Genomic DNA, 24071 nt, shown 5'->3' with positions numbered 1-24071 from the left:
TCCAGCACCACTCGCCTACGCTCCTTCATCGCATCGGTCTCCAGCCACGGCATGCTCACCTCCATGCCAAAACTGTTACCGATGTATCCGGTCTATTCCGTCACCGATCTAATCGGTCTGTACACCCTCCCTCTCCCCGCTGCCGCGGGGCGAGGGGTGAGCGGCAGCATATGCGATCGTCCTGCCCCGGAGGGGGAAGGTTAAAATCACACCCTCTCGGGATGACAGATCTGATCGCCTTCAAACGAATGCGGAGGAAGACGTGACAGGACCAGCAGCGCGGCTCGCCGCGATCGCGACGGCGTGCCTTGCCGTCATGGGGGCCGTGCCGGCCCTGGCCGCTGACACTGTCAAGATCGGCATCCTGTGGCCGCTCACCGGCAACGCCGCGGCGGCCGGCCAGGCCTCGAAGGCGGCCGCCGAGGTCGCCGCCGACATCGTCAACGACGCGCATCCCGACCTGGGCAACCTGCCGCTGGCCAAGACGGCCGGGCTGCCCAACATGGGCGGCGCCAGGCTCGAGCTCGTCTTCGTCGACCACCAGGGCAGCCCGTCGGTGGCGCAGCAGCAGGCGCTGCGCCTCATCACTCAGGAAAAGGTCGACGTGCTGTTCGGCGCCTACCAGTCGTCGTGCAGCTTCACCGCCACGGCGGTGGCCGAGCGCCAGGGCATTCCGTTCATGGTCGGGGAGTCGGCCGCCGCCAACATCACCGGCCGCGGCTTCAAATGGGTGTTCCGCGGCACCCCGATCGCCAGCGACTACGCCGCCACCTACATGCGCTTCTTCGACGACATGAAGAAGCGCGGCAAGACCATCGGCTCCATCGCGGTCGTCAACGAGAACACCGACTACGGCACCTCGGTCGCCGACGCCATCGAGGCGGCCGCCAAGAAGAACGGCATCCCGGTCGCGATCCGCATCCCCTACAGCGCCAGCTCCACCGACGTGTCGGCCCAGGTGCTGCAGCTCAAGGAGAAGCAGCCCGACGTCGTGATCTTCATCAGCTACACCGCCGATGCCATCCTCTACATCAAGACGATGCGCAATCTGGAGTACATGCCGCCGATGGTGATCGGCGACGATACCGGCTTCTCCGACCCCTCGTTCATCCCGGCGGTGGCCGACATCGCGCAGGGCGTGATGAACCGCAGCGCCTGGGACATCGGCAAGCCGGGATCGGCCACATACCTCATCAACGAGATGTACAAGAAGAAGACCAGCCGCGACCTCGACGACACCTCCGCCCGCAACATGCAGAGCTTCTTCGCGCTGGCCGACGCGCTCAACCGGGCCGGCGCCAAGGATCCCGAGAAGATCCGCGTCGCGCTGAGCCAGACCGACCTCAAGCCCGACCAGCTGATGATGGGCTACGAGGGCGTGAAGTTCGACAGCACCGGCCAGAACGTGCTGGCGGCGACCTACCTCATCCAGCTCCACGGCAAGAAGTACGACCTGGTTTGGCCGGACCGCGCCGCCGAGGCCCAGCTGCAATGGCCGATGAAGGGCTGGAAATAGAGAACCACCGTCATTCCGGGAGTGTGTGACGTAGTCCTTCCCCCGGAGGGGGAAGGTGCCCCGAAGGGGCGGATGGGGGATGTTGCAACAGGTTCGCTGGCTCTGAATGACATCGAATCCGTTGCAGCATCCCCCTTCCGGCGCTTCACGCCACCTTCCCCCTCCGGGGGAAGGATAGGACCACAAACGCCGAGCACCTGTGTGGGGGAGTAAAGACAATGCCGGTGCCAACGCCATGCTGCTGCTGCAGGTGATCGTGGGCGGCCTCCTGCTGGGGGCCATCTATGCCTTGTTCTCGTCAGGCCTCACCCTGATCTGGGGCATGATGAACTTCATCAACTTCGCCCACGGTGAGTTCGTGATGCTGGGCATGTACGTGGCCCTGCTCGTGGTCACCTGGCTGGCGGGCGGACCGGCGACGTTCGGCGTCGCCGCTGCCTTCGCGCTCTTCGTGCTGGGTGTCGTCGTCTATCTCTCGCTGGTGCGCCATGTCATGCGCGGACCGATGCTGGCGCAGATCCTGTCCACCTTCGGCCTGGCGCTGCTGCTGCGCTACACCGCGTTCTGGATCTTCTCGGCCAACTTCGTGTCGCTGCCGCAGACGTCGCTGTCGGGCACGGTCAACCTCGGCGGCATCCTGATGCCGGTGGCGCAGCTGGTGGCCGGGCTCGTGGCCGTCTCGCTCACCGTCGCGCTGCACCTGCTGCTGACCCGCACGGCGGTCGGCAGCCGGCTGCTGGCCGTGGCCGAGGATCGCAATGCCGCGATGCTGATGGGCATCCGGCCGGACCGCATGCAGGCCCTGGCCTGGGGCCTCTCCGCCGCCAGCGCCGGCATCGCCGGCGCGCTGATGGCGACCGCCTACCCGTGGTCGCCGTCGGTGGGCGAGACCTTCGGCCTCACCGCCTTCGTGGTCGTGGCCCTGGGCGGCTTCGGCAGCGTGCCCGGCGCGCTCTACGCCGGCCTGATCATCGGCCTGATCCAGGCGCTGTCGGCCTACTGGTTCGGCCCGATCTACAAGGACATCGTCGTCTACGGCCTGTTCGCCGCGCTGCTGTGGCTGCGGCCCCAGGGCCTGATGGGCAAAGCGTGAGGGCCATGCCGTGAAGACCGGAACCCTTGTCCTGGCCGTCGCGCTGCTGGCCTATCCGTTCGTCCTCTACGACCATTTCTACTGGGACATCGGCGTCGGGCTGCTGCTGGCGGCGATCTCGGCGTCGGCATGGAACATCGTCGGCGGCTATGCCGGACAGGTCTCGGTCGGCCATGCGATGTTCTTCGGCATCGGCGCCTACGTGCCGCTGCTGGTGTTCAACCTGTGGCAGCTGCCGCCGATCGCCGGCGCGCCGCTGGCCGTCGCGCTGAGCCTGGTGCTGGCGGTGGTCATCGGGCTGCCCACCTTCCGGCTGCGCGGGCACTATTTCAGCATGGCGACCATCGCCGTCGCCGAGCTGATCCGCATCTTCATCGGCACCTGGGATTTCGTCGGCGCCGCGATCGGCCTGCAGGGGCCGGCCGTCGGACGCGGCTGGTGGGACCTCACCTTCCGCAGCGAGCTGCCCTACTACTACATCTTCCTGGTCGTGCTGGCGGTGCTGCTCTACGTCACCCGCGCCGTGGAGAAGAGCCGCTTCGGCTACTATCTGCGCGCGATCAAGGCCGGCGAGCGCGCCGCGCGCAGCCTCGGCGTGCCGGTGCAGCAGACCAAGCTGAAGGCGCTGCTGCTGAGCGCCGTCTTCACGTCGATCGCGGGCTCGCTCTATTCCATCAAGACAGGCTTCATCGATCCGGAGAGCGGCTTCGGCATCCTGATCTCGGTGCAGATGGTGATCGTCGCGGCGCTGGGCGGCGCCGGCACGCTGTACGGCCCCCTGGTCGGCGCGCTGATCCTGGTGCCGGCGCAGACCGCGACCAACACCTGGTTCGGCGGCGGCGGCTCGGGCCTCACCTACATCCTGTATGGCGGCATCATCCTGGTGCTGGCCCGGTTCGAGCCCGGCGGCCTGCACGAGCTGTGGCAGCGCCTCGCGCCGCGCCTGAGGAGGACGCCCCGTGCTGCTTGAGGCCGACGACGTCACCATGGCTTTCGGCAGCTTCCGTGCCGTGTCCGGCGCGAGCCTCGCCCTCGACGAGGGCGAGATCATCGGCCTCATCGGCCCTAACGGCGCCGGCAAGTCGACCTTCTTCAACTGCCTGGCCGGCGACATGGTGCCGACCGGCGGACGGATCGTCTTCGCCGGCGCCGACATGACGCGCGCCTCGCCGGAGGCGCATGCGCGGGCCGGCATCGGGCGCACCTTCCAGGTGCCCACGACCTTCGAGGACATGACCATCCTGGAGAACGTGATGGTCGGCGCGTTCCTGCGCCACCCGCGCCGCGCCGATGCGCACGAGCATGCACGCCGCATCGTCGAGATGACCGGCCTGAAGGACCAGGCCGGGCAGCGGGCGCGCACGCTGGGCACGCCCGGGCGCAAGCGGCTGGAGATCGCGCGCGTGCTTGCGACCGGCCCGCGCCTGATGCTACTCGACGAAGCGCTGGCCGGGTTGACGCCGGCCGAGCTGCAGCAGGCGATCGCGTTGGTGCGGCAGATCCACGCGACAGGGGTGACGCTGGTCATCGTCGAGCACATCATGGAAGTGATCATGACGCTCACCCAGCGCGTCCTCGTGTTCAACCAGGGTCATGTGATCGCCAGCGGCAAGCCCGATGCCGTGGTGAAGGAGACGGCGGTGATCGAAGCCTATCTCGGCCATGGCCGCCGCAAGCGGCGGCCATGAGCGCTGCCGGCACGCTGCGCGTCGAGCACCTGGAGGTGCGCTACGGCGACCTCGTCGGGATCGGCGACGTCTCGCTGCAGGTCGCGGCCGGCACGGTCGTGGCCCTGCTGGGCTCCAATGGCGCCGGCAAGACGACCACGCTCAACGCCATCGCCGGCATCGTGCGGCCGGCCGCCGGCACGATCGAGTGGCGCGGCGAAGGCATCGGCGGCCAGCCGGCCTATGCCATCGTGCGGCGCGGCCTGGCGCTGTCGCCCGAAGGCTGGCGCCTGTTCGTCTCGCAGACGGTGGAGCAGAACCTGCGGCTGGGCACCACGGCGCTGGCCGACAAGAGCCGCACCGACGCCCTGTTCGAGCGTGTCTATGCGCTGTTCCCGCGGCTGGCCGAGCGCCGGCGCCAGCTCGCCGGCACGCTGTCGGGTGGCGAGCGCCAGATGCTGGCGCTGGGCCGTGCGCTGATGAGCGAGCCCCGGCTGCTGATGCTCGACGAGCCCAGCCTCGGCCTGGCGCCCGCGGTCGTCGAAGCGCTCTACGAGACGCTGCACCGCCTGCACAGCGAGGGCCTGACCTTGCTGCTGGCCGAGCAGTCGATCCCGCTGGCGCTCGATATCGCCGACTACGCCTATGTGCTGCAGACCGGCCGCACCGTGCTGGAGGGCACGGCCGCCGAGCTGGAGAACAACCCGCAGGTGCAGGAGATCTATCTCGGCATCAGCCCGCAGGTTGCGCAATGACAGCCGGGCCGCAGTCGCTGCGGCCGCTGCAGGGCGGGCGCAAGTCGGACCAGGTGTTCGAGCGCATAACGGCGCTGATCCGGTCCGGCGAATGGCCGACCGGCAGCAAGCTGCCGCCCGAGCGCGAGCTGGCCGCCCTGCTCAACACCAGCCGGCCCACCGTGCGCGAGGCGATCCACCGCGCCGAGCTGGTCGGCCTGATCGAGGTGCGCCACGGCACCGGCAGCTTCGTGATGGCGAGCGCGCCGCGCACGGCGCCCGACCGGCCGATGATCGAGCTGATCCGCAAGGAGGCGCACCGGGTGTCGGAGTTCTTCGAGATCCGCCGGGCGCTGGAAGGCTGGTGCGCGATGCAGGCGGCACGGGCAGCGACCGCCGCCGACCTGAAGGCCATGAAAGCCTGCCTCGACACCATGCGCCGTCTGGCCGTCACCGACGCGGCCTGGGAAGCCAACGACATCGCCTTCCACAGCGCGCTGGCCGCGGCGACAGGCAACCCACTCGCCATCCGCATCATGGAGACCCTGCGCGAGGGCTTCGCCGCCTTCTACCGCTTCAAGCGCTACGTGCCCAACCAGGAGGACCACCGGGTCATCTGGCAGCATCACGTCGACATCTATGACGGCGTGCGCCGCCGCGACCCGGCGGCCGCGCACGCCGCCCTGATCGCCCACATGGATTTCGTCGAGGAGAAGCTGGGCGAAGGCATCAGCGGTCTCGGCGGGAAGCCGCCGCGGTCGCCGGGCAAACCGTCATCCCGAGCGCAGCGAGGGATCTCCCGCGAATAGCGCACGTGCGCCACACGCAGGAGATCCCTCGCTGCGCTCGGGATGACGGTCTCGCTCAACCTCAGCCCGCCACCGCCACCCGGATGCGGTACACCGACGTCGATGCCGTGATGTAGAGGCTGCGCCGGTCGGCGTCGCCGAAGCAGAAATTCGCCGCCGGCTCGGGCGTACGGATGACGCCCAGCGCCGTGGCGTCGGGGGCGAAGACGTGGATGCCGCCCGGCCCGCAGCAATAGAGGTTGCCGGCGCTGTCGAGCTTCATGCCGTCGGGCGCGCCCGGGCCGGTGCCGGTGGTCTGCGCCCACACTTGGCCGCCGGCCAGGGTGCCGTCGGCGCGCACATCGAACACGCGGATATGCTGGCGGCTGGTGTCGTTGACGAACAGGCGCGCCTCGTCGTGCGAGAAGCACAGCCCGTTGGGCTGCGCGAAATCGTCGGCCAGCAGCACAAGCCCGCTGGCGTCGGCGCGATAGACGCCCTGGAACGACAGCTCGCAGGCGCGCTCGCGGCCGTAGTACTTCATGCGGCCGTAGGTGGGATCCGAGAAATAGATGCCGCCGTCGCTCTTCACCACGATGTCGTTGGGGCTGTTCAGCTCCTTGCCCTGGTAGTGGCTGGCGATCACGCTGATGCTGCCGTCGCTCTCGGTGCGGCTCACCCGGCTGGTGGCGTGCTCGCAGGCCAGCAGGCGGCCCTGCCGGTCCCAGGCGAGGCCGTTGGACATGTTGCTGGGCTTGCGGAACGTGGTCACGCCACCCGTCGCGTGCCAGCGCCGGATGTGATCGCCGGGCATGTCGCTGAACAGCAGGTAGTGCTCGGCGGGATGCCACAGCGGCCCTTCGGTGAACAGGAAGCCGGTGCCGATCGGCTCGAACGCGACGGCTTCGCCCACCACCGCGGCAAAACGCGGATCGCGGATCTCGACGCTCATGCTTCCATCCCCCTCAGCTCACAGCGCCAGCAGGCGGTGGCGCAGCGCCGCGTCGTCGCGCAGCTCGGCGGCCGGGCCGCTGTGGCGCACCGTTCCCTTCTCCAGCACATAGGCCCGGTCGGCCAGGCGCAAGGAGAAATCCACGCCCTGCTCCGCCAGCAGGATGGTGAGCCCCTGGTCCTTGAGCGCGCCGACCTGCTCCAGCAGCCGGTCGACGACCAGCGGCGCCAGCCCTTCGGACGGCTCGTCCAGCAGCAGCAGCTCGGGATTGCACATCAGGGTGCGGCCGATGGTCAGCATCTGCTGCTCGCCGCCCGACAGGAACCCGGCCTGCCGGCCGGCCAGGTCGCGCAGCGCCGGGAAGGTCTCGTAGACGCGCGCCACGGTCCACGGGCCGCGGCGCTGCGCCGCCCGCTCGGCCACATCGAGGTTCTCCCACACCGTGAGCTCTGCGAAGACGCGGCGGTCCTCGGGCACGAAGCCGATGCCGGCGCGCGCGATGCGGTGCGGCATCCAGCCGGCGATGTCCCGGCCCTTCCACAGCACCCGGCCGGCGCTGGGGCGCGTCAGGCCCATGATCGAGCGCATGGTGGTGGTCTTGCCCACGCCGTTGCGGCCCAGCAGGCAGACGCACTCGCCGGCGCCGATCTGCAGCGAGATGCCGAACAGCACCCGCGACAGGCCGTAGGCGGTATGGACGTCCTGCAGCTCCAGGAGCGCGCTCATGAGCGTTCTCCCAGGTAGACCCGGCGCACCTCCGGATCGGCGCGCACCGCCTGCGGGTCGCCCTCGGCGATCAGCCTGCCCTGGTGCAGCACGCCGATGCGCTGAGCGATGGAGAAGACCACCGCCATGTCATGCTCGGTGAACAGCAGGGTCAGCCCGCGCTCGCGCGCGATGCGCGCGATCAGGGCGATGGTCTCGTGCGTCTCCACCGCCGACATGCCGGCGGTGGGCTCGTCCAGCAGCAGGATGTCAGGGTCGCTGGCCAGCGCGATGCCGAGCTCGATCTGCTTCTGGTTGCCGTGCGAGAGCTCGCCCGCCAGGCTCTCGGCCTTGTCCTGCAGCCCCAGCGAGGCCAGCAGCGCCATCGTCTCGGCGCGGTAGAGGCCCTCTGAGCGCAGCCAGAAATTGCGCCCCTGGCCGCGATGCGCCAGCAGCGCCGCCTGCACGCACTCGAACACCGACAGATGCGGGAAGATGTTGGTGCGCTGGAAGGAGCGGCCGACGCCCAGGCGGCAGATCGCGTGCGGGGCAGCGCCGGTGATGTCGCGCCCGCCCAGCAGCACGCGGCCGGCGCTGGGCTCGAGATGGCCCGTGATCAGGTTGAACAGCGTCGACTTGCCGGCGCCGTTGGGGCCGATGATAGCCATCACGACGCCCTTCTCGAGGTCGAAGCTCACGCCCGAGATGGCCGCGAAGCCGCCGAAGCGCTTGTGCAGGTCCTGCACCTGGAGCATGTCAGCGCCTCCGCAGCCGGCGGCCCAGCCCGGCCAGCGCGCCGACGATGCCGCCGCGGAAGCCGAACAGCAGCACGATCAGGATCGTGCCCAGGATCAGCGGCCAGTACTCCGTGTAGGACGTGATCTGCTGGTTCAGCAGCGTCAGCACCATGGCGCCCACCGCCGGCCCCCAGAAATGGCCCATGCCGCCCAGGATGGTCATGATCAGGACCTCGGCCGATTTGGTCCAGTAGGCGAAGTCGGGAAAGACGCCGCGGTTGAAGATGCCGAACAGCGCCCCGGCGAGGCCGGCGAAGAAGCCGGCCGCGGTGAAGGCCGACAGCTGGTAGAGCCGCACGTTGATGCCGATGAACTCGGCCCGCTCCGGGTTCTCGCGGATCACCGTCAGCATGCGGCCATAGGGCGAGGCGACGATGCGGCGCAGCGCCGCCACGGCCACAGCCACGAGCGCCAGCACCAGCAGGTAGAAATGGTCGCCGGCGCGCATCTGCCCCAGGCCGGGGATCGCGGCCATCCATCCCAGCTCGGGGTACGGCACGTTGGGCAGGCCCTGCTCGCCGCCGGTGACGTCGTTCCACTTGAAGCAGATCGCCCACACGATCTGGGCGAAGGCCAGCGTCAGCATGGCGAAGTAGATCTTGGTGAGGCGCACGCAGAAGAAGCCGAACACCAGCGCGAACAGCGCCGCCACGACGCCGGCCGCCGGGAAGCTGAGCGCGAACGGCACGCCGTGGGTCTTCATCAGGATGGCCGAGGTGTAGGCGCCGATCCCGAAATAGGCGGCGTGTCCGAACGATACCAGCCCGGTGTAGCCCAGCAGCAGGTTGAGGCTGAGCGCGAACAGCGCTAGGATCGCGATGTCGGTGGCCAGGAAGGTGTAGAAGCGCGAGCCCAGCCACGGCACCCACATCGCGACCAGCGCCACCACCAGCACCCAGGGAATGCGCCGGCTCATCGCAGCGGCTTTCCGAGCAGGCCCCAGGGACGCACGATCAGGATGATCGCCATCAGGGCGAAGACGGCGAAGATCGAGAAGCGCGGCATGATCAGGATGCCGAAGGCCAGCACCTGGCCGAACACCAGGGCGCCCAGGAACGTGCCCCACAGCGAGCCCAGGCCGCCGATCACGACGACGATGAAGACCTCGACGATCACCTCCACGTCCATGCCCGGCACGATGCTCTTGACCGGCGTCACCAGCGCGCCGCCGAGTCCGGCCAGGAAGGCGCCGATGCCGAACATGATGGTGTAGAGCGAGCCGACATTGGCGCCCAGCGCCCCCAGCATCTCGCGGTCCATCACCGCCGCCCGCACCAGCCGCCCGACCCGGCTGCGATGCATCAGCAGCCACAGCCCCAGCGCGATCGCCGGCCCCAGCAGCATGATGAAGAGATTGTAGTGCGGCACGGTGGTGCCGAAGATCTGCACGGCCCCCGACAGGCTGGGCGGCCGCGACACCGACAGCTGCCCGGTGCCCCAGATGATCTTGGCGCAGTCGGCCAGGATCAGCACCAGGGCGTAGGTGAAGAGCAGCTGATAGAGCTCCTCACGCCGGTAGAGATGGCGCAGCAGGCAATGCTCGATGGCGATCCCCAGCAGCGCCACGCAGGCCGCCGCGGCCAGCGCCGCGAGCCAGAAATACTCCGTCCCCGGCCCCACCCAGCTCATGACCTGCCAGCCGAGATAGGCGCCGAACATGTAGAACGAGCCGTGCGCGAAGTTCAGCACCCGCAGCACGCCGAAGATCAGCGACAGCCCGGCCGCGATCGTGAACAGGAACATCCCGGCCGTGAGCCCACCCAGGAACTGGCCGAACAGGAAAGCTGGCTCCGGCATGGGCTCCCCTCAGGGCACATTGTAGCGGGATGCGCTCATGGCTGCCGGCGCGCGCTGCGAGGCTCGTCAGCGCGCTTGGGCGACACGCGGCACGGACCGCCGGCGGCGTCAGTCCATGAACGGCGCCGGGTCGATGCGCGTCACGTTCTCGAGCACCGCGAACGGGTATTTGGGATCCATCCTGGTGCGGCCCCAGAACTGGCCGTGGTTGGCCTGCTGGTCCTTGGCGCGCATGGTGAGCTTGCCGATCGGCGAGTCGATGGCCAGGCCCTTCAGCGCCGCCGAGACCTTGTCGGACTCGACGCTGCCGGCCTTGGCGATCGCCTCGACCAGGAACTGCATGCCGATGTAACCGGTGACCGGCCAGGACGACGGCGTCTCTTCCTTCGTGAACTTCTTCAGGCGCGCGATGTAGTCCTTGTGCGCCGGCGGCCCGTCGGGCCAGTCGAAGATGTCGTAGGTGTTGGCCCAGATGCCGACCGGATAGTCGGCGCCCATCGACCGCGTCGACTCGATCGACCCGGCCTCGCCGACGCCGATGAAGTTGTTGTTGAGCGCCTGGAAGTAGCCCAGCGGCTTGGCCTGCTTGGCGAAGGTCACGAAATGGCCGCCCCACAGCGAGGAGTAGACCGCCTCGGGCTTCTTGCCGAGCTGGGCGTTGATGAACGGCGTGTAGTCGGCCTCGCCCAGCTTGGGCCATTGCTGGTCGACGATCTCGACGCCGGGCTTGATCTTCTTGAGGTGCTCGACGAAGGCCTTGGTGACGTCCTGGCCGTAGGCGTAGTCCGGGGCGATCGTGGCGATGCGCGTCACCGGCCATTTCGCCACGATCTCGGCCGCCGTGCGGCCCTCGATCGTGGTGTTCGACGCCGAGCGGAAGACATAGGGATGCAGGTTGGCCGGCGCCGTCAGCTGGTCTGTCTTGGGGATCGGGGCGATGAAGACGACCTTGTTCTCCCTGGCGATCGTGGACACCGCCGGGCCTTCCGCCGAGGTCAGCGTGCCGACGATGAACTGCACGTCGTCGCGCAGGATGAGATCGCGCGCCACGCGCACGGCCTCGTCGGCGTTGCCCTTGGTGTCGCGCGGGATCAGCTGGATCTTGCGGCCCAGCACGCCGCCCTTGGCGTTGATCTCCTCGACATACATCTGGGCGCCCTTCAGCGCCGGCTCGCCGAACAGCGCGCCGGGCCCGGACAGGATCATCGGGAACCCGACCTTGATCGTGCCCTGCGCCAGCGCCCCCGACGACAGGGCAACGGCGATTGACGAAGCAGCCATCAGCAGCAAGCGGCGATGCATCGCTTTGTCCTCCCCTGGGGACGGCTCATGTCGCTCCGTCCGCACTTCCACATCGTGGAATCTTGTTTCTTATCGCAGAAGCATGGCCGAGCATCCGCCGGCAAGTCAAGGCGTGGTCTTTTCCCTCAGCCGCCGCACCACGGCATCGCTGTCCTCGACCCAGCCGAACTTCATGGCGAAGTTGCGCAGCGTGGCGGCGTGCAGCGCGGCGTCGAACGACGACACGGCATCCGCCACCAGCGTGGTCGGAAAGCCGTGATGGAAGGCCTCGCGCGCAGTCTCCTCGACGCAGATCTGGGTCACGGTGCCGATGACGAAGAGCGAGACGACGCCCAGCGCCGCCAGCCGCGCGGCCAGCTCGGTGCCGTGGAAGGCACCGTAGCCATGCTTGTCGACCACGGCGTCGGACGCCTCGGGTTGCAGCTCGTCGATGACGGCGGCGCAATCGCGCGGCCCCTCGCAGTCGCCGTAGGACCGCCTATGGCCCTGCCAGCAGCACCTCACCGGCGGCCGGCACTGCGGCGACCAGTGCCACAGCAGCGTCTCGAAAGGCTGCGAGATGAACCGGGTGTAGAGCACCGGCCGGCCGGCGGCGCGGAACGCGGCGATCAGCTTGCGGTGCGCGGCGATCGTGTCGCGCGCTGCCGGCACCTCCAGCGGCGCGCCCACGCGCACGAAGTCGTTCTGCATGTCGACGATGAGCAGCGCCGGATCGCGCCCGCGATCCGCGACCGTCGCCTGCCCGCCGCCCTCTGGCATGGCACACCCTCCCCGTGCGGCCGCCAGTATTCGCCGCGTCCGCCGCCAGCGTCAACGGCGGGGTGTCCTAGGCCAGGAAGTCGACCATCGTCGGGTTGCGCCGGCCGAAGGTCTCCTCGAGGCCCCACCAGCGCCGCGCCACCGTGGCGTAGACGTCGCGGAAATCGACCGTGTGCTTGAGGTCGCCGTCCTGCAGGTCGGCCAGCGACGGGTAGGCGCCGTGCAGGCCGCCCTTCACGGCGCCGCCCATCATGAAGTGCGGCGCCGCCGCGCCGTGGTCGGTGCCGCCGCTGGCGTTGGGCTTCACGCGCCGGCCGAACTCGGAATAGGTCATCACCAGCACGTCCTGCCACAGCCCCGCGGCGATCAGGTTGCGGCGGAACATCGCCAGCCCGTCGCCGAGCTGGGCCAGCAGGCGGTCATGGATCTCGAGCTGGCGGGCATGCGTGTCGAAGCCGCCCAGCGCCACCTTGATCGCGACCACCGGCACCTTGGCAAGCAGGATGCGGGTGGCCAGCGCCAGCTGATGGCTGAACGGATCGGTGGCGAAGGCGTGCGCCGGCGCCGGCGCGCCGCGCATGCGCTCCGCCAGGCCCAGCGACGCGGCATGGATCTCGCCGCGCACCTTCATGACATGGGCCAGCGCCGGATTGGCGGGCGGCGGCGCGTTGCCGTCGCGCAGCGCGCGCGCCTGCTGGATGAAGCTCTCGGCGTCCTGCATCACGATCGTATGCAGGTCCCCGCCGGTGGCCGGCAGCGCGTTGGTGTCGACGACCACGGCGTCGATGGCGCGCCCGGCCGGCCGCTTCACGCCCTCGAAGGCCTGCGCGAGCCAGCCCTCGGTCAGCGTCTGGCTGCTGGCCGACGCCGTGTCCCAGATCTCGATCGAGCGGAAATGCGAGCGGTTGGGATAGGGATAGCCGATGCCCTGCACGATCGCGAGGTCGCGCCCCTGCCAGGACTCGACCAGGCCCTTCAGCGCCGGATGCAGGCCGACGCGCGGCGTGAGCTGCACGATGCGCTCGGGCGCGATCGCCAGCGGCCCGCGCAGCGGCGCATAGTGCGGGTCGGCGAACGGGATCACGGTGTTGAGCCCGTCATTGGCGCCCTTGAGCTCGACCACCACCAGGATGCGGTCCCACCGCGCCGGGCCGCCGGCAGCGGCCGATTCGGCGGCGCTCTGCGCCGCTTTCGCCGCCGGCGTGCCGCTCTGCGCCAGGGCGCCTGGCGTCGCCAGGGCGACGCTCAGCCCGGCCGAGACCTGCAGGAAATCGCGTCGCAACATGGGACACCTCGACGTCTTCGTCTTCGGGGTCAGCCCTATTTCAGCTGATAGCCGGGATCGAGCATCAGCGTCGCCACCACCTCGCCGGCCGGCAGGCCGGCCGCCAGCGGCATCTGCGGCGGCACCGGCAGCAGCGCCTGCTGCAGGGTCGCGGCGTCGAGGCCGGCCAGCGCCGGCCCCAGCCGGGCGGCATTGCCGGCCGAACGCAGGCTGCGCCCTTCGACCGGCGTGCGCTCCGGCGCCATCATGACCTCGTCGCCCATCGCCTCGCGGCGGTCGGCGCGGCGCCCCGGCCTGGGCGGCGCCATCGGCATCGTGCCGCCCATCGGCGCCACGGTCGTGGCCTCCACGAAGCGGCGCAGGATCTGCTGGCGCATCAGCAGGGTGTTGGTGGTGATCCACGCCTCGCCGCCCGGCCAGCCCTTGACGTTGGGCGGATCGAACGGCACCTGGCCGATCGCCTGCAGGGCGCGCACCAGGCGCGTCTTCTCCGGCACCGGCAGGCCCAGCAGGCGGATGGTGCCGACCACCAGCTCGACCGGCGACTTGATGAGGGCGCCGCGATTGGCCGGGTCGCGGAAGGCCGGCGACAGCAGCATCGCGCGCAGCAGCGGCTTCATCTCGTAGCGCGCCTCGCGGAAGATCGCCGCCAGCCGCTTCACCTCGGCCGGGTCGGGCGTCAGCGACACGAGCTCGCGCCACAGCTTGCCCACGATCCACTCCGAGACGCCCGGCTTGTCGAGGATCATCGACAGGATGTCGTCGCCGCCGAAGGCGCCGCTGCGGCCGAAGAAGGTCTTCTCGCCCTTGTCGTGCAGCGCCGGATAGGCGCGGAAGCCGCCGGTGTTGCGATCGATGCCCCAGCCGGTGAAGGCGCGCGCCGCCGCCTTGATGTCGGCCTCGGTGTAGTGCCCCTCGCCCAGGGTGAACAGCTCCAGCAGCTCGCGGGCGAAATTCTCGTTGGGCTGGCCGGCCTTGCTCTGGGCGCCGTCGAGGTACAGCAGCATCGCCGGGTCCTTGGCGACGGCGTGCAGCAGGGTCGCGAAGTTGCCCAGCGCGTGCCGGCGCAACAGCAGGTTCTGGCGGTAGATGGCGGGCGCGAAGCGCACCTTCTGCAGGCTCGACGTGAAATGGTTGTGCCAGAACAGCGTCATGCGCTCGACGAACGGCTGGTCGGTGACCAGCATCTCCTCGATCCACCAGTTGCGTAGCTCGCGCGCCCGCTCCTGGATCGGATTGGCGTTGGCCAGCGGCGGCGGCTTGTCCGGGCCGGGCGGCACCCTGCGCTTCTCGTCGCGCTGCTCGCGGAAGCGCTCGGCCTGCTCGCGCTGCTGCGGCGGCGTCAGGTTGATCCAGCCCGGCGGCGGCGTCAGCGGCTCGGGGCGCCACTTGCCCAGCACCCGCTCGACCGCCGCCGTGTAGTCCACGCCCTGCAGCGCGGCGATATCCGACGGCGTCGGCCCGAAGCCGGTGCGCGATAGCAGGTGGCGCGCTTCATCGGCGCCCATGGCGGCGGCCGCCGCCGGCCGCAGCACCGACGGCGCCAGCACACCGACGCCGGCCAGGGCCAGGGTCCGCGCCGCGCCGCCCAGCAGCGCGCGCCGCTCAAGCATCCGGTCGCAACCGCGGTCCAAGCCCATGAGCTGCCTCCAGGCAGAAGAAGGACTATTGCGGACGCTCGTCAGGCGGGCGGCGCTTGCCCGGCCGCCCCGGGAATGTCCGCGCGATCATCACGTCACGGAACTTCGCGCGCTGCTCCGGGCGCAGCGTGGCGGCCACCTGCTCGGCGGCGTGCAGGCCTTCCTTCTGGATATCCAGCCGCAAGGCCGAGACGCGTTCCAGCAACGGGTCGATGGCCGCGAAGTCGAGCTTGTCCTTGCCCATCTCGGCGGTCAGCTGCTCGCGCAGCTGCGCCAGCTCGCGCACCCGCGGCGCGTTGCGCTGGCGCATCTCGCGGAAGGCCTGGCGGAAGGTGCGCTGCTGGTCGGGATCCAGCCGCAGCTCGTCGGCCCATCTGGCATCGACCCGCTGCTGCCACGGCGCATGGCCGTGCGCCCAGGGCGAGCCGAAATGCTTGGCATACACGAAGCCGCCGACGAAGAAGATGTTGAGGACCAGGGACAGGCCGAGCAGGATCCAGGCCAGGTTCCGGCGGATCATCACTGGCCTCCCTGGTCGACGAAGAAGCCGATCTCGCTTGCGGTCAGCGGCGCCGGAATGAAATCGGCGACCTCGGCGGTATCGCTGGCGAAGGCCTCCTGCACGCCGCCGCCCAGCGAGAAGCCGGTGACGCAGACCACGGCGAACGCGCCGGCCACCACCGCGATCTCGAGCGAGCGGCGCCAGCGCGCCAGCCACGCGAGCGGGCCGGCCGGCGGCCGCGCCTTCTGCTGCTCGACGTCGAAGCCCACCAGGGCCTGCGCCCGCGCCACGAGGCGGTCCGGCGCCGGCACCGCCGCTTCCTGCACCGCGGCCGCGGCATCCAGCGCCAGGTCCAGCATGGCGGGGTCGGCCGCCAGCCGCGCCTCGACCCGGGCAGCGGCGTCGGGCGCCAGCCGACCGTCCAGCCACGCCGCCAGCTCCTCGTCGAACACCGGCGGCAGGCGCGCAGCACGGGTCGCCGGGGCGCCGGCCTTCAGCCGCGCCCACAGCGCCCGGTCTGCGTCTGTCCCTACGGGATCCCTGTCGCTCATGATCCCCTCCTGACCCTCATACGTCGCCGGACCATGCCGCATCCCCGCCCGATTGCGTCAACATTATGCTTCGATGCGAAAATGGTCGCGCAGCCGCAGCATGGCCTTGTGATGCGTGCTGCGCACCGTCTGGGCATCGACCTTGAGGAACGCCGCCGCCTCGGCCACGTCCATGTCGCGGTCGTAGAGCAGCCGCAGCACCAGCGCCTGGCGCTCCGTCAGCAGCCCGGGCGGGATGTTGAGGCGCTCGACATGCCGGTCCTCGAACGCGATGGCGCTTTCCGGCACCTCGTCGAGCGAGGCATGAGCCTGGCGCCGGCGCCGCAGGTGGTCGACGGCGCAGGACCGCGCCACCACCGCCAGCCAGGTGCCCAGCGAGGCGCGCGCCGGATCGTAGGTCTTGAGCAGGCGGCGGTCATCGGCGCACAGGCGCACGAAGACGTCCTGGGCGACGTCGACCGCCTCCTCCACCGGCACGCCATGGGCGGCCACGACCCGCCGCGCCACGGCATGGATCACCGGCGCGGCGGCGGCCACGAACCGATCCCAGTCGCGTTTCCCGCCCGCCACGAGCGCACGCAGGTCTATGTCGTCGAAAGACGCCACCGGGCCTCGAACCGCCCCCAACGGTCAATGGTACGGAGGATGTCGCCGGAACATCCCCCCTATGCCGCAACATCATGATCTTACACGGCTTTTCTGTGGCAGGGTGATATGCTCGGCAGCAGCCGTCCGCTGAGCGTCAAAACACGATCCACAGGAAGCCATTCCCGATGAGCGAGAATTTCAGTCGCCGCCAGCAGGTCACCAAGAAGGCGGTCCACGGGCGCGGCGCGGTCGTGGCCCAGAACACGCTGGCCGCCGAGGTCGGCGCCCGCACCCTGGCGCAGGGCGGCAACGCCATCGACGCCGCCGTGACCACGGCCATGGCGATCGGCTGCGTCGAGCCGTGGATGAGCGGCATCGGCGGCATCGGCTACATGGTGGTGTGGGTCGCCAAGGAGCGGCGTGCCTATGTCGTCGACTACGGCCCCATCGCTGCGCGCGGGCTCGACCTGAAGACCTACGCCTTGACCGGCGGCCAGGCGGCCGGTGACCTGTTCGGCTGGCCGCCGGTGGTCGAGGACCGCAACATCAAGGGCTATCACTCCGTCGCCGTGCCCGGCCAGGTCGACGGCATGGCCACCGCCCTGCAGCGCTTCGGCACCTGGTCCTGGCCGCAGGTGATGGCGCCGGCCATCGATCTCGCCGAGCGCGGCATGCTGTGCGACTGGTACGCCACCCTGATGATCGCCTCGGGCGCCGCCCAGCTGGCCGAGTTCGAGACCTCGCGCGCCACCTACCTGCCCAACGGCTTCCCGCCGGTCGTCGGCTGGGACGGCGCGCCGCCGCGCATCCGGCTGGGGCAGCTCGCCCGGACGCTGAAGCGGCTCAGCGACGCCGGCCCGCGCGACTACTATGAAGGCGAGATCGCGCGCAGGATCATCGCCGACCTCAACGCCGGCGGCTCGCCCATCGGCCGCGACGACCTTGCCGGCTACCATGCCCGTGTCGTCGACCCGGTGTCGTTCGAGCGCAACGGCGCCGTGATCCACACCGTGCCCTACCTGACCGCGGGCCCGACGATGAAGCGCGCCTTCGGCCTGATCGGCGAGCGCACCGTCGGCAACGGGCCACCCGATGCCGACGCCTTCGTCGCCGTCGCCGAGGCCCTGCACGTCGCCTACGAGGAGCGTCTGCGCACCATGGGCGATGCCCACACGCCCTCCTGCACGACGCACTTCAATGCCGTCGACGCCGAAGGCAACATGGTGGCGCTGACCCAGACGCTGCTGTCGCTGTTCGGCTCGCGCGTGATGCTGCCGCAGACCGGCATCCTGATGAACAACGGCATCATGTGGTTCGATCCGGAGCCCGGCCGCCCCAACTCGCTGGCGCCAGGCAAGCGGCCGTTGTGCAACATCTGCGCAACGGTGGTGTCGCGCGGCGGCGAAGGCTGGTTCGCCATCGGCGCGTCCGGCGGACGGCGCATCGTGCCGGCCATCACGCAGCTCACCATGATGCAGGTTGACCGCGGGCTTGACCTCGAGACCGCCTTCCACCTGCCGCGCATCGACGTGTCGGGCACCGGCCCGATCCGCGTGAGCTGGGACCTGCCCGCCGACATCAGGCGCGCGATCGCCGCCCGGCACCCGATCGAGGAGGTGCCGAACGTCGTCTATCCCCTGAACTTCGCCAACCCGAGCTGCATCCGCCGCGACCCGGCCACCGGCACCGTCACCGGCATGAACGAGATCATGTCCCCCTGGGCCGGCGGCGCCGCGGTGTGACACCCCTCGCCCCGCGAGAGCGGGGAGAGGGAGGGGCCCATTGCGCGCAGCGCAATGGGAGGGTGAGGGGTAAGAACGGCCGAATACCGTTCTCATGGCCGCAGACTCGATCGCGCTGCAGCGCTTGCTGTATGGTGATCCAGCTTTCCATCGGCCTTCCGAACAGATTCATCAGGCGGTGCTGCGGTTTGACCACTCGTACCCCTCACCCTCCCATTGCGCTGCGCGCAATGGGCCCCTCCCTCTCCCCGCTGCGCGGGGCGAGGGTTGATGGCATATCCCGCCGCCGCCTTGCCGGGCTCGGCGCCGCCGCGCTCGGCGCCGGCCTCGCCCTGCCGGCGATCGTGCGCGCGCAATCGCAGCCGGCGTTCCGGCTGCCGCTGCTGGTGCCGCTGACCGGCTTCGCGGCGCTGGAGGGCAAGAGCCAGCGCGACGGCGCCCTGCTGGCGGTGCGCGATGTCGGCGTGCGCTTCGTGGTCGACCTCATCGACACCGGCACCAGCCCGGAGGGCGCGGCGACCACCTGGCAGCGCGCCTTCCGCGACTCCTCGACCCGCGATGGCGTGCGCCCGCCGATCGCCGCGATCGGCCCGATCCTGGGCACCCAGATGCTGGCGCTGCTGCCGCTGGCGGCGGAGGCCAAGGTGCCGGTGCTGGCCGTGTCGGGCACCGCGCGCCTGTCCGAGATGGGCAGCCCCTGGTTCTTCCGCTTCTTCCCCAGCGACAGCGCGGTGAAGGTGGCGCATGCCCGGTACGTCGCCGACAAGACCGGCGCCCGCCGGCCAGCGGTGATCTACCAGACCACCGCCTACGGCCAGTCGGGCCGCGAGCAGCTGGCGCGCACGCTCACCGAGCTCGGCCTCAAGCCGGTGCTCGAGGAAGGCGTGGCCACGACGGTGAACGATTTCGCGCCCATGATCGCGCGCGCCCAGGCCGCCCAGGCCGACGTGCTGGTGCTGCACCTGCATTCGCAGTCGACGGCGCTGGCGATCCGCCAGGCGCGCACATCAGCGCCGTCGCTGCCCATCGTGGCCGGCTCGGCGATGGCGCAACCCGCCACGGCGGCCCTGCTGGAGCCGGCCGAGCTGAAGGGCGTCTGCGCCGAGACGGCGGCGATGCCGGCGGCGGCGACCGACAGCGCCGACATGCAACGCTTCGTCGCCGACTATCGCCGCGACTACGGCGCCGATCCCGATGCCTTCGCCGCCGCCCAGTACGACGCCGTGCGCATGCTGGGGCTGCTGGTCGAGGATATCGTCAAGGCCAAGGGCGCCGATGCCGTGACCGGCGAGACGGTGCGCGCCGCGCTGGCGCAGGCCCGCTGGCGCGGCTTGGCGACGGAGTACTTTTCCGACGGCAAGGGCAACATGGCGCACGAGGCCCTGATCGTCTGCTACGACGGCAGCGGCCGCGTGCCCGTGATCAAGCAGAAATACGTGCTGCCGCCGTAGCGGCGTGGACGTCATCCCGGACACTGTCATCCCGAGCGCAGCGAGGGATCTCCCGCGAATGGCGCACCGTGCGTCCTGCCGCAGGAGATCCCTTGCTGCGCTCGGGATGACGGTAAGGCGCTACTGGTGCTGCAGCCTGCGCCACTCGCCTGGCCCGGCATCGCGGTCCCTGGCGAGCGTCGACAGGACCGGGTCGTGGCGATCGGCGCGCAGGAACGCGGCGGCGACGCGCAGCGCCGCGTGGACGAGCCGGTTGCGGTGGCGGAAGAACAGCCAGTTCGGGTTCAGCTTGCTGCCCAGCCGCAGCTTCGGCCCGTAGGCCGCCTGGCCGCTCACGAACAGCTTGATGCCGTGCTCCAGGCAGAAGCGCACATTGGTCATCCAGCTCAGGAAGTACAGGTTGAAGCGCCGTCCCTGCTCGGCGTTCATGCAGAAGAACTTGTCGACCAGCCGCTTCTCGTCGTGCAGCACCAGATTGAAGGCCAGCAGCTCCGGGCCGTGCCAGTAGAGGAAGCAGCTCGCCCCCTCGCCCGCTCCCGACAGCACGCCCGTGAAATAGGCCGGCGGCAGGGTCTCGAACTGCAGGTCGCTGCGGGCCCGCGTGGCGGCATAGAGCTCGACCATGCGCGGCAGCACGTCGTCGACCGACGTGCGGCGCTCCACGACGATGGCGCCGGCGGCCTTCAGCTTGCGCCGCATGTCCTTGCGCGTGGCCGGGCTGAGCGACGCGAGATAGGCCTCGAAGCTGGGATAGGCCAGCTCCAGGCTGGCCATCGGCAGGCCCGGCAGCCGCTGGAATCCGGCCCGGCCGGCCGCTTCCGACAGCTCGGTGCTGATCTCGGGCAGGTCCTTGATGGCGATCAGGCCGGCGCGGCGGTCGCGCGACAATTGCCGCAGCGCCTGCAGCAGCAGGCTCAGCACCTGGCGCCGGCCGGCGGCATCGAGCTGCGGCGCCAGGCCGACGGCGCAGGTCTCGGCCGCGGGCGATCCCAGGCAGGTCATGCGCAGGCGCAGCAGCGACGGCATGATCCGCGCCACGGCCTGGGTGATGCGCTTCCACGGCCCCTGCAGCGTGGCATCGAGGCGGTACGACGTCACGAACGCGGGCGCGAAGCCGAGCACGCGTTCGCCGTCGCGGACCACGGCCCAGAGCAGCTCGAAGCCCTCCAGCCCGGCCGCCTCCACCGCGCGATGATAGGCGTAGCCCTCGATCTCGTCGGGCAGGCAGGCGCGCCACGTCGCGGCCCCGATCGCCGCGACCGAGGTGGCGAAGTCGACCCTGGTCATGTCGGGCAACCGCATATGGCGCCATGAAGGCAAACCACAGAGACACAGAGGCACAGAGGCGACACAGAGAACGAAGGGTTGCGCGCCTTCGGCGCGCGATGGCGTCTTCCTTTGTGTGATCTCTGTACTACTGACCTCAAGAGTCTTCGCAAGCTGCGGTGATTTGAGTAGCCTTCATGGTGAGCACAGGTGAATGCTTCGCATTCACCTGTGCTCACCATGAAGCGCTTCCTCCGTCCTTTGGGTTTGCGGCCAAGGCTGCGCTGTGTCTCTGTGCCTCCGTGGTTTGTCTTCTGACGGTTCGGCCGACAATGCCATATGCGATAGCCCTGCCTGGTCATGGCGCGCGCCCTGCGTCGTCGTCCTCGTCGCCGGCGACCAGCACGACGCCGGTGCAGATCACCGCCACGCCCAGCCAGCGCGTGAGATCGATGCTTTCTCCCAGCAGGACGATCGACGACAGCGGCACCGTCACGTACATCATGGCCGTCATCGGGTACGCCCGGCTGAGGTCGCTGTCGCGCAGCAAGGTGATCCAGGCCAGGAACGACAGGAAGTAGCAGACGAACCCGGCCAGCGCCGCCGGCGATGACAATACCGCCAGCGCCCACGCGCCGATGCCGTCGGCGCCCGCGAGATGATCGCTGCCGATCTTGAGGAGCAGCTGCGAGGCGGTCTCGGCCGCGACCAGCAACCCCCAGCCCAGCCACGGGTTGATGCCGGCGCGCGCGACGGGCATGTCGCTCACGCCGTGCTCCCCAGCGCCATGCCCGCGATCGGCGATGCCGCGGCTGCGGGCAACGGCAACGCGCTGAAGAAGCTGGCCGTCTGCCGCGCCACCTCCTCGCGCTGCTTGTCGATCGTGATCATGTGATAGCAGTCGTCGAGCAGCACCTGCCGCACCGGGCCCGCCAGGCGCCTGGCGAGATAGGCCGCATTGCGCGGCGACGTCATGTCATCGTCCCGCGCCTGCATGATCAGCGCCGGTGTCGTGATGCGCGGCAGGTCGCGCTTGACGTGGCTGATCAGGCGGCGCAGCTCGGCCAGGCTGGGGCCCGGCGTCGCCGCGAAGCCGGCGGCGTCGGCATCGCCGCTCGCCATGCGCGCCACCACGATGTCGCGCAGGCGCGCATCCTTGATGCCGAACGGAAACGACTCCACGAACCGGTAGCGGCGCCCGAACGGCGTCTTGAGGACGAGGGGCAGCAGGAAGTGCAGCCGCGGGATGCTCCAGCCGTCGTAGAACAGCGTCGGCGAGTAGAGCGCGATGCCGCAAACGAGGTCGCGGCATTCGTGGGCCAGGCGCAGCGACAGCAGCGCGCCCATCGACAGGCCGCCCACGAACACCCGGCGCGAGACGCCATGCAGGCTCACCAGCGCTTCCTCGACGCCGCCATACCAGTCGGGCCATCCGGTGCGGATCAGCTCCGCCTCGGTGCCGCAATGGCCGCGCAGCCGCGGCACCGACACGGTGAAGCCGCTGGCATTGAGCCGCCGCGCCACGAACCGCATCTCCTTGGGCGTGCCCGTCAGGCCATGGATCAGCAGCACGGCGTCAGGGCCGCCCTGCAGGTGGATGCCCTCGGTCGCGCCGAGCCTTGCATGCCCCGTCACGAAACGCCTCCCCAGGTCACGATGACGACGCCCAGCGTGATCGTGGCCGTCCCCAGCCACCGGCGCGGGCTGACGGCCTCCCCCAGCACCAGCCAGCCGGCGACCACGACGCCGCAGTAGCTGAGGCTGGCCAGCGGAAAGAGCAGGCTGAGCGGCGCATGCTCCAGCGCGGCCAGCCACAGCACCGCCTCCAGCCCGTAGGCCAGGACCCCGCCCACGATCGCGGGCGACAGCGCGATGGCGCCGAGGAAGCGCCATCCCTGCGCCGTCGGCGCCTGCAGCCGCAGCAGGCCGGTCTTGAACAGCAGCTGCCCGAGCACATCCAGCACCACCGTGGCGCTGAACAGGCAGATCGCCAGCGCGCTCATGACGGCACCGCCGTCAGCAGCGCCAGCAGGACGTCATTGGTGCGGGCGTTCACGGCGACCTCCCGGGGCTCGGCGTCCCGCGGCTGATCGGTCCAGGCTTCAAAGCGCTTGCGCAGGTTGCGGTGCCGCGGCGGCGCGTACTCGCCGCAAACGTCGACGCCCAGCACGCGCCGATGGCCGGCCAGCGTCTCGACCGCCCGCGTCAGCGCCGACAGCGGCATCGCGCCCTGGTCCCAGTTGGTGGTGGCGTCCTGTGGCCGCAGGACGTCCTTGTCGATGGTGATCCAGATCGCCTCGGTGGGGATCCGCGCCGCCAGCTCGTCGACGAAGGCGTTCCAGTCGTCGCCGACGCAGCGCCATTGGATCCGGCCGCCCGCGACCCGGTGCCCCGGGCCGTCGCCGAAGGCGCCCAGGATGCGCGACGGCGCATGCTGCCAGGGATAGAGCTCCAGCCGGCCGGCACTCAGCGCCGCCAGGTTGGCGCCCTTGAGCTGCGGCCAGGCCAGGTCCTCGCTGCACGGGCCGATGGTCACGACGCGTGCGACATGCGGCAGCTCCAGCGCCCGGTTCACCCATGATCCGCAATGCCATCGCGGCGCGAAGCGCACCCAGTCCGGATGGTTGTCGAAATGGATGAGGGTGAACGGCTGCGCCGCTGCCGCCATCAGCGGCACGGTCAGGTGATGGAAATCGCCCGAGCCCAGGAACGTCACGGCCGCGCCCGGCATGCCGCCGGCCGGCGCATCATGGAGCCGCTGGCCGAAGTCCCGCATCGTTGCGGCATCGGTCCACAGCCGCAGCCGCGACCCGAGGTCGGCGGCGTCGATCCAGCCGCCGTCGCGCCGCGCCGCCGCCACGATCGCCGGCTGCAGCGCCAGGCTGCCATCGAGGTCAATGGCCCGCACGCGCATCGCTGTCTCCACGCCGGCGCGG

At 70.0% G+C, this 24071-nt stretch carries 25 protein-coding genes; 8 read left to right on the top strand and 17 right to left on the bottom strand.

The annotated features are described in order from the left end of the window. Positions 1-262: 262 nt before the first annotated feature. The 6 genes from FHP25_RS31140 to FHP25_RS31115 all read left to right on the top strand — a co-directional run bounded on the left by FHP25_RS31140 (position 263) and on the right by FHP25_RS31115 (position 5819). The gene (locus FHP25_RS31140) at positions 263-1516 is read left to right on the top strand and encodes an ABC transporter substrate-binding protein (protein ID WP_147850886.1); all 1254 of its coding nucleotides are present in this window, start codon (positions 263-265) and stop codon (positions 1514-1516) included. A 235-nt stretch (positions 1517-1751) separates the two neighbouring features. After that, positions 1752-2609, top strand: coding sequence for a branched-chain amino acid ABC transporter permease (locus tag FHP25_RS31135; protein WP_147850885.1), 858 nt, complete (start codon positions 1752-1754; stop codon positions 2607-2609). A 10-nt stretch (positions 2610-2619) separates the two neighbouring features. Then, entirely contained in the window at positions 2620-3579 is a 960-nt protein-coding gene (locus FHP25_RS31130; RefSeq protein WP_147850884.1) for a branched-chain amino acid ABC transporter permease, read from the top strand. Further along, complete coding sequence (locus FHP25_RS31125; RefSeq protein WP_178133914.1) at positions 3569-4297, top strand: ABC transporter ATP-binding protein; 729 nt, start codon at positions 3569-3571, stop codon at positions 4295-4297. Before FHP25_RS31130 ends, FHP25_RS31125 begins: the two co-directional genes overlap by 11 nt. After that, positions 4294-5031 carry an ABC transporter ATP-binding protein gene (locus tag FHP25_RS31120; RefSeq protein WP_147850883.1) on the top strand — a complete coding sequence of 246 codons (738 nt, stop codon included), beginning with the start codon at positions 4294-4296 and terminating at the stop codon, positions 5029-5031. The genes FHP25_RS31125 and FHP25_RS31120 overlap by 4 nt, the downstream gene beginning before the upstream one ends. Continuing rightward, on the top strand, positions 5028-5819 hold the full coding sequence (locus FHP25_RS31115; protein ID WP_147850882.1) for a FadR/GntR family transcriptional regulator: 792 nt from the start codon (positions 5028-5030) through the stop codon (positions 5817-5819). The genes FHP25_RS31120 and FHP25_RS31115 overlap by 4 nt, the downstream gene beginning before the upstream one ends. Before the next feature lie 61 nt (positions 5820-5880). On the opposite strand, the gene FHP25_RS31110 is transcribed toward FHP25_RS31115, so the two are convergent. The 12 genes from FHP25_RS31110 to FHP25_RS31055 all read right to left on the bottom strand — a co-directional run bounded on the left by FHP25_RS31110 (position 5881) and on the right by FHP25_RS31055 (position 16694). Further along, positions 5881-6750: an SMP-30/gluconolactonase/LRE family protein gene (locus tag FHP25_RS31110; protein WP_147850881.1), complete on the bottom strand. Its 870-nt coding sequence runs from the start codon at positions 6748-6750 to the stop codon at positions 5881-5883. 18 nt (positions 6751-6768) lie between these two features. Further along, complete coding sequence (locus tag FHP25_RS31105) at positions 6769-7476, bottom strand: ABC transporter ATP-binding protein (RefSeq protein WP_147850880.1); 708 nt, start codon at positions 7474-7476, stop codon at positions 6769-6771. Further along, positions 7473-8210, bottom strand: a complete 738-nt coding sequence (locus FHP25_RS31100; protein ID WP_147850879.1) for an ABC transporter ATP-binding protein — start codon at positions 8208-8210, stop codon at positions 7473-7475. Before FHP25_RS31100 ends, FHP25_RS31105 begins: the two co-directional genes overlap by 4 nt. A 1-nt stretch (position 8211) precedes the next feature. Further along, positions 8212-9168, bottom strand: a complete 957-nt coding sequence (locus FHP25_RS31095) for a branched-chain amino acid ABC transporter permease (protein ID WP_147850878.1) — start codon at positions 9166-9168, stop codon at positions 8212-8214. Continuing rightward, entirely contained in the window at positions 9165-10049 is an 885-nt protein-coding gene (locus FHP25_RS31090; RefSeq protein WP_147850877.1) for a branched-chain amino acid ABC transporter permease, read from the bottom strand. Before FHP25_RS31090 ends, FHP25_RS31095 begins: the two co-directional genes overlap by 4 nt. A 108-nt stretch (positions 10050-10157) precedes the next feature. Next, positions 10158-11351 carry an ABC transporter substrate-binding protein gene (locus tag FHP25_RS31085; RefSeq protein WP_147850876.1) on the bottom strand — a complete coding sequence of 398 codons (1194 nt, stop codon included), beginning with the start codon at positions 11349-11351 and terminating at the stop codon, positions 10158-10160. 105 nt (positions 11352-11456) lie between these two features. Then, complete coding sequence (locus FHP25_RS31080; RefSeq protein ID WP_147850875.1) at positions 11457-12110, bottom strand: cysteine hydrolase family protein; 654 nt, start codon at positions 12108-12110, stop codon at positions 11457-11459. A 67-nt stretch (positions 12111-12177) separates the two neighbouring features. Beyond that, entirely contained in the window at positions 12178-13395 is a 1218-nt protein-coding gene (locus FHP25_RS31075) for a DUF1501 domain-containing protein (RefSeq protein ID WP_147850874.1), read from the bottom strand. A 35-nt stretch (positions 13396-13430) separates the two neighbouring features. Continuing rightward, entirely contained in the window at positions 13431-15035 is a 1605-nt protein-coding gene (locus tag FHP25_RS31070) for a DUF1800 domain-containing protein (protein ID WP_147850873.1), read from the bottom strand. A gap of 25 nt (positions 15036-15060) precedes the next feature. Beyond that, positions 15061-15555: a Spy/CpxP family protein refolding chaperone gene (locus FHP25_RS31065; RefSeq protein WP_147850872.1), complete on the bottom strand. Its 495-nt coding sequence runs from the start codon at positions 15553-15555 to the stop codon at positions 15061-15063. Next, positions 15555-16088 (bottom strand): hypothetical protein, encoded by a 534-nt coding sequence (locus FHP25_RS31060; RefSeq protein ID WP_147850871.1) that lies wholly within the window; start codon positions 16086-16088, stop codon positions 15555-15557. The genes FHP25_RS31065 and FHP25_RS31060 overlap by 1 nt, the downstream gene beginning before the upstream one ends. A gap of 63 nt (positions 16089-16151) precedes the next feature. Beyond that, positions 16152-16694 (bottom strand): RNA polymerase sigma factor, encoded by a 543-nt coding sequence (locus tag FHP25_RS31055; protein ID WP_178133913.1) that lies wholly within the window; start codon positions 16692-16694, stop codon positions 16152-16154. A 167-nt stretch (positions 16695-16861) separates the two neighbouring features. Here FHP25_RS31055 and FHP25_RS31050 point away from each other — a divergent pair, with 167 nt between their 5' ends. Together FHP25_RS31050 and FHP25_RS31045 are read left to right on the top strand one after the other, a co-directional pair. Next, entirely contained in the window at positions 16862-18418 is a 1557-nt protein-coding gene (locus FHP25_RS31050; RefSeq protein ID WP_147850869.1) for a gamma-glutamyltransferase family protein, read from the top strand. Between the two features lie 230 nt (positions 18419-18648). Continuing rightward, on the top strand, positions 18649-19869 hold the full coding sequence (locus FHP25_RS31045) for an ABC transporter substrate-binding protein (protein ID WP_147850868.1): 1221 nt from the start codon (positions 18649-18651) through the stop codon (positions 19867-19869). 120 nt (positions 19870-19989) lie between these two features. Here the strand turns inward: FHP25_RS31045 and FHP25_RS31040 are convergent, their stop codons facing one another. The 5 genes from FHP25_RS31040 to FHP25_RS31020 all read right to left on the bottom strand — a co-directional run bounded on the left by FHP25_RS31040 (position 19990) and on the right by FHP25_RS31020 (position 24049). Next, entirely contained in the window at positions 19990-21156 is a 1167-nt protein-coding gene (locus FHP25_RS31040; RefSeq protein WP_147850867.1) for a GNAT family N-acetyltransferase, read from the bottom strand. A 337-nt stretch (positions 21157-21493) separates the two neighbouring features. After that, complete coding sequence (locus FHP25_RS31035) at positions 21494-21895, bottom strand: EamA family transporter (protein ID WP_231712546.1); 402 nt, start codon at positions 21893-21895, stop codon at positions 21494-21496. Between the two features lie 5 nt (positions 21896-21900). Beyond that, entirely contained in the window at positions 21901-22770 is an 870-nt protein-coding gene (locus FHP25_RS31030; RefSeq protein ID WP_218578734.1) for an alpha/beta hydrolase, read from the bottom strand. Next, complete coding sequence (locus FHP25_RS31025) at positions 22767-23138, bottom strand: EamA family transporter (protein ID WP_147850865.1); 372 nt, start codon at positions 23136-23138, stop codon at positions 22767-22769. The genes FHP25_RS31030 and FHP25_RS31025 overlap by 4 nt, the downstream gene beginning before the upstream one ends. Continuing rightward, entirely contained in the window at positions 23135-24049 is a 915-nt protein-coding gene (locus tag FHP25_RS31020) for an arginase family protein (RefSeq protein ID WP_218578733.1), read from the bottom strand. Before FHP25_RS31020 ends, FHP25_RS31025 begins: the two co-directional genes overlap by 4 nt. Between the last annotated feature and the right edge of the window lie 22 nt (positions 24050-24071).

The organism is Vineibacter terrae (genome assembly GCF_008039615.1).
GTDB classification, from domain to species: domain Bacteria; phylum Pseudomonadota; class Alphaproteobacteria; order Reyranellales; family Reyranellaceae; genus Vineibacter; species Vineibacter terrae.
This window is presented reverse-complemented; position numbering and strand designations above follow the sequence as displayed.

Bases quoted from the DNA above. Each gene is read 5' to 3' on its own strand.
- FHP25_RS31020 (WP_218578733.1), bottom strand. From the start codon at position 24,049: ATGCGCGTGCGGGCCATTGACCTCGATGGCAGCCTGGCGCTGCAGCCG.
- FHP25_RS31080 (WP_147850875.1), bottom strand. From the start codon at position 12,110: ATGCCAGAGGGCGGCGGGCAGGCGACGGTCGCGGATCGCGGGCGCGAT.
- FHP25_RS31085 (WP_147850876.1), bottom strand. From the start codon at position 11,351: ATGCATCGCCGCTTGCTGCTGATGGCTGCTTCGTCAATCGCCGTTGCC.
- FHP25_RS31065 (WP_147850872.1), bottom strand. From the start codon at position 15,555: ATGATCCGCCGGAACCTGGCCTGGATCCTGCTCGGCCTGTCCCTGGTC.
- FHP25_RS31135 (WP_147850885.1), top strand. From the start codon at position 1,752: ATGCTGCTGCTGCAGGTGATCGTGGGCGGCCTCCTGCTGGGGGCCATC.
- FHP25_RS31100 (WP_147850879.1), bottom strand. From the start codon at position 8,210: ATGCTCCAGGTGCAGGACCTGCACAAGCGCTTCGGCGGCTTCGCGGCC.
- FHP25_RS31040 (WP_147850867.1), bottom strand. From the start codon at position 21,156: ATGACCAGGGTCGACTTCGCCACCTCGGTCGCGGCGATCGGGGCCGCG.
- FHP25_RS31050 (WP_147850869.1), top strand. From the start codon at position 16,862: ATGAGCGAGAATTTCAGTCGCCGCCAGCAGGTCACCAAGAAGGCGGTC.
- FHP25_RS31060 (WP_147850871.1), bottom strand. From the start codon at position 16,088: ATGAGCGACAGGGATCCCGTAGGGACAGACGCAGACCGGGCGCTGTGG.
- FHP25_RS31025 (WP_147850865.1), bottom strand. From the start codon at position 23,138: ATGAGCGCGCTGGCGATCTGCCTGTTCAGCGCCACGGTGGTGCTGGAT.
- FHP25_RS31095 (WP_147850878.1), bottom strand. From the start codon at position 9,168: ATGAGCCGGCGCATTCCCTGGGTGCTGGTGGTGGCGCTGGTCGCGATG.
- FHP25_RS31090 (WP_147850877.1), bottom strand. From the start codon at position 10,049: ATGCCGGAGCCAGCTTTCCTGTTCGGCCAGTTCCTGGGTGGGCTCACG.
- FHP25_RS31110 (WP_147850881.1), bottom strand. From the start codon at position 6,750: ATGAGCGTCGAGATCCGCGATCCGCGTTTTGCCGCGGTGGTGGGCGAA.
- FHP25_RS31045 (WP_147850868.1), top strand. From the start codon at position 18,649: ATGGGCCCCTCCCTCTCCCCGCTGCGCGGGGCGAGGGTTGATGGCATA.
- FHP25_RS31035 (WP_231712546.1), bottom strand. From the start codon at position 21,895: ATGCCCGTCGCGCGCGCCGGCATCAACCCGTGGCTGGGCTGGGGGTTG.
- FHP25_RS31120 (WP_147850883.1), top strand. From the start codon at position 4,294: ATGAGCGCTGCCGGCACGCTGCGCGTCGAGCACCTGGAGGTGCGCTAC.
- FHP25_RS31115 (WP_147850882.1), top strand. From the start codon at position 5,028: ATGACAGCCGGGCCGCAGTCGCTGCGGCCGCTGCAGGGCGGGCGCAAG.
- FHP25_RS31105 (WP_147850880.1), bottom strand. From the start codon at position 7,476: ATGAGCGCGCTCCTGGAGCTGCAGGACGTCCATACCGCCTACGGCCTG.
- FHP25_RS31070 (WP_147850873.1), bottom strand. From the start codon at position 15,035: ATGGGCTTGGACCGCGGTTGCGACCGGATGCTTGAGCGGCGCGCGCTG.
- FHP25_RS31075 (WP_147850874.1), bottom strand. From the start codon at position 13,395: ATGTTGCGACGCGATTTCCTGCAGGTCTCGGCCGGGCTGAGCGTCGCC.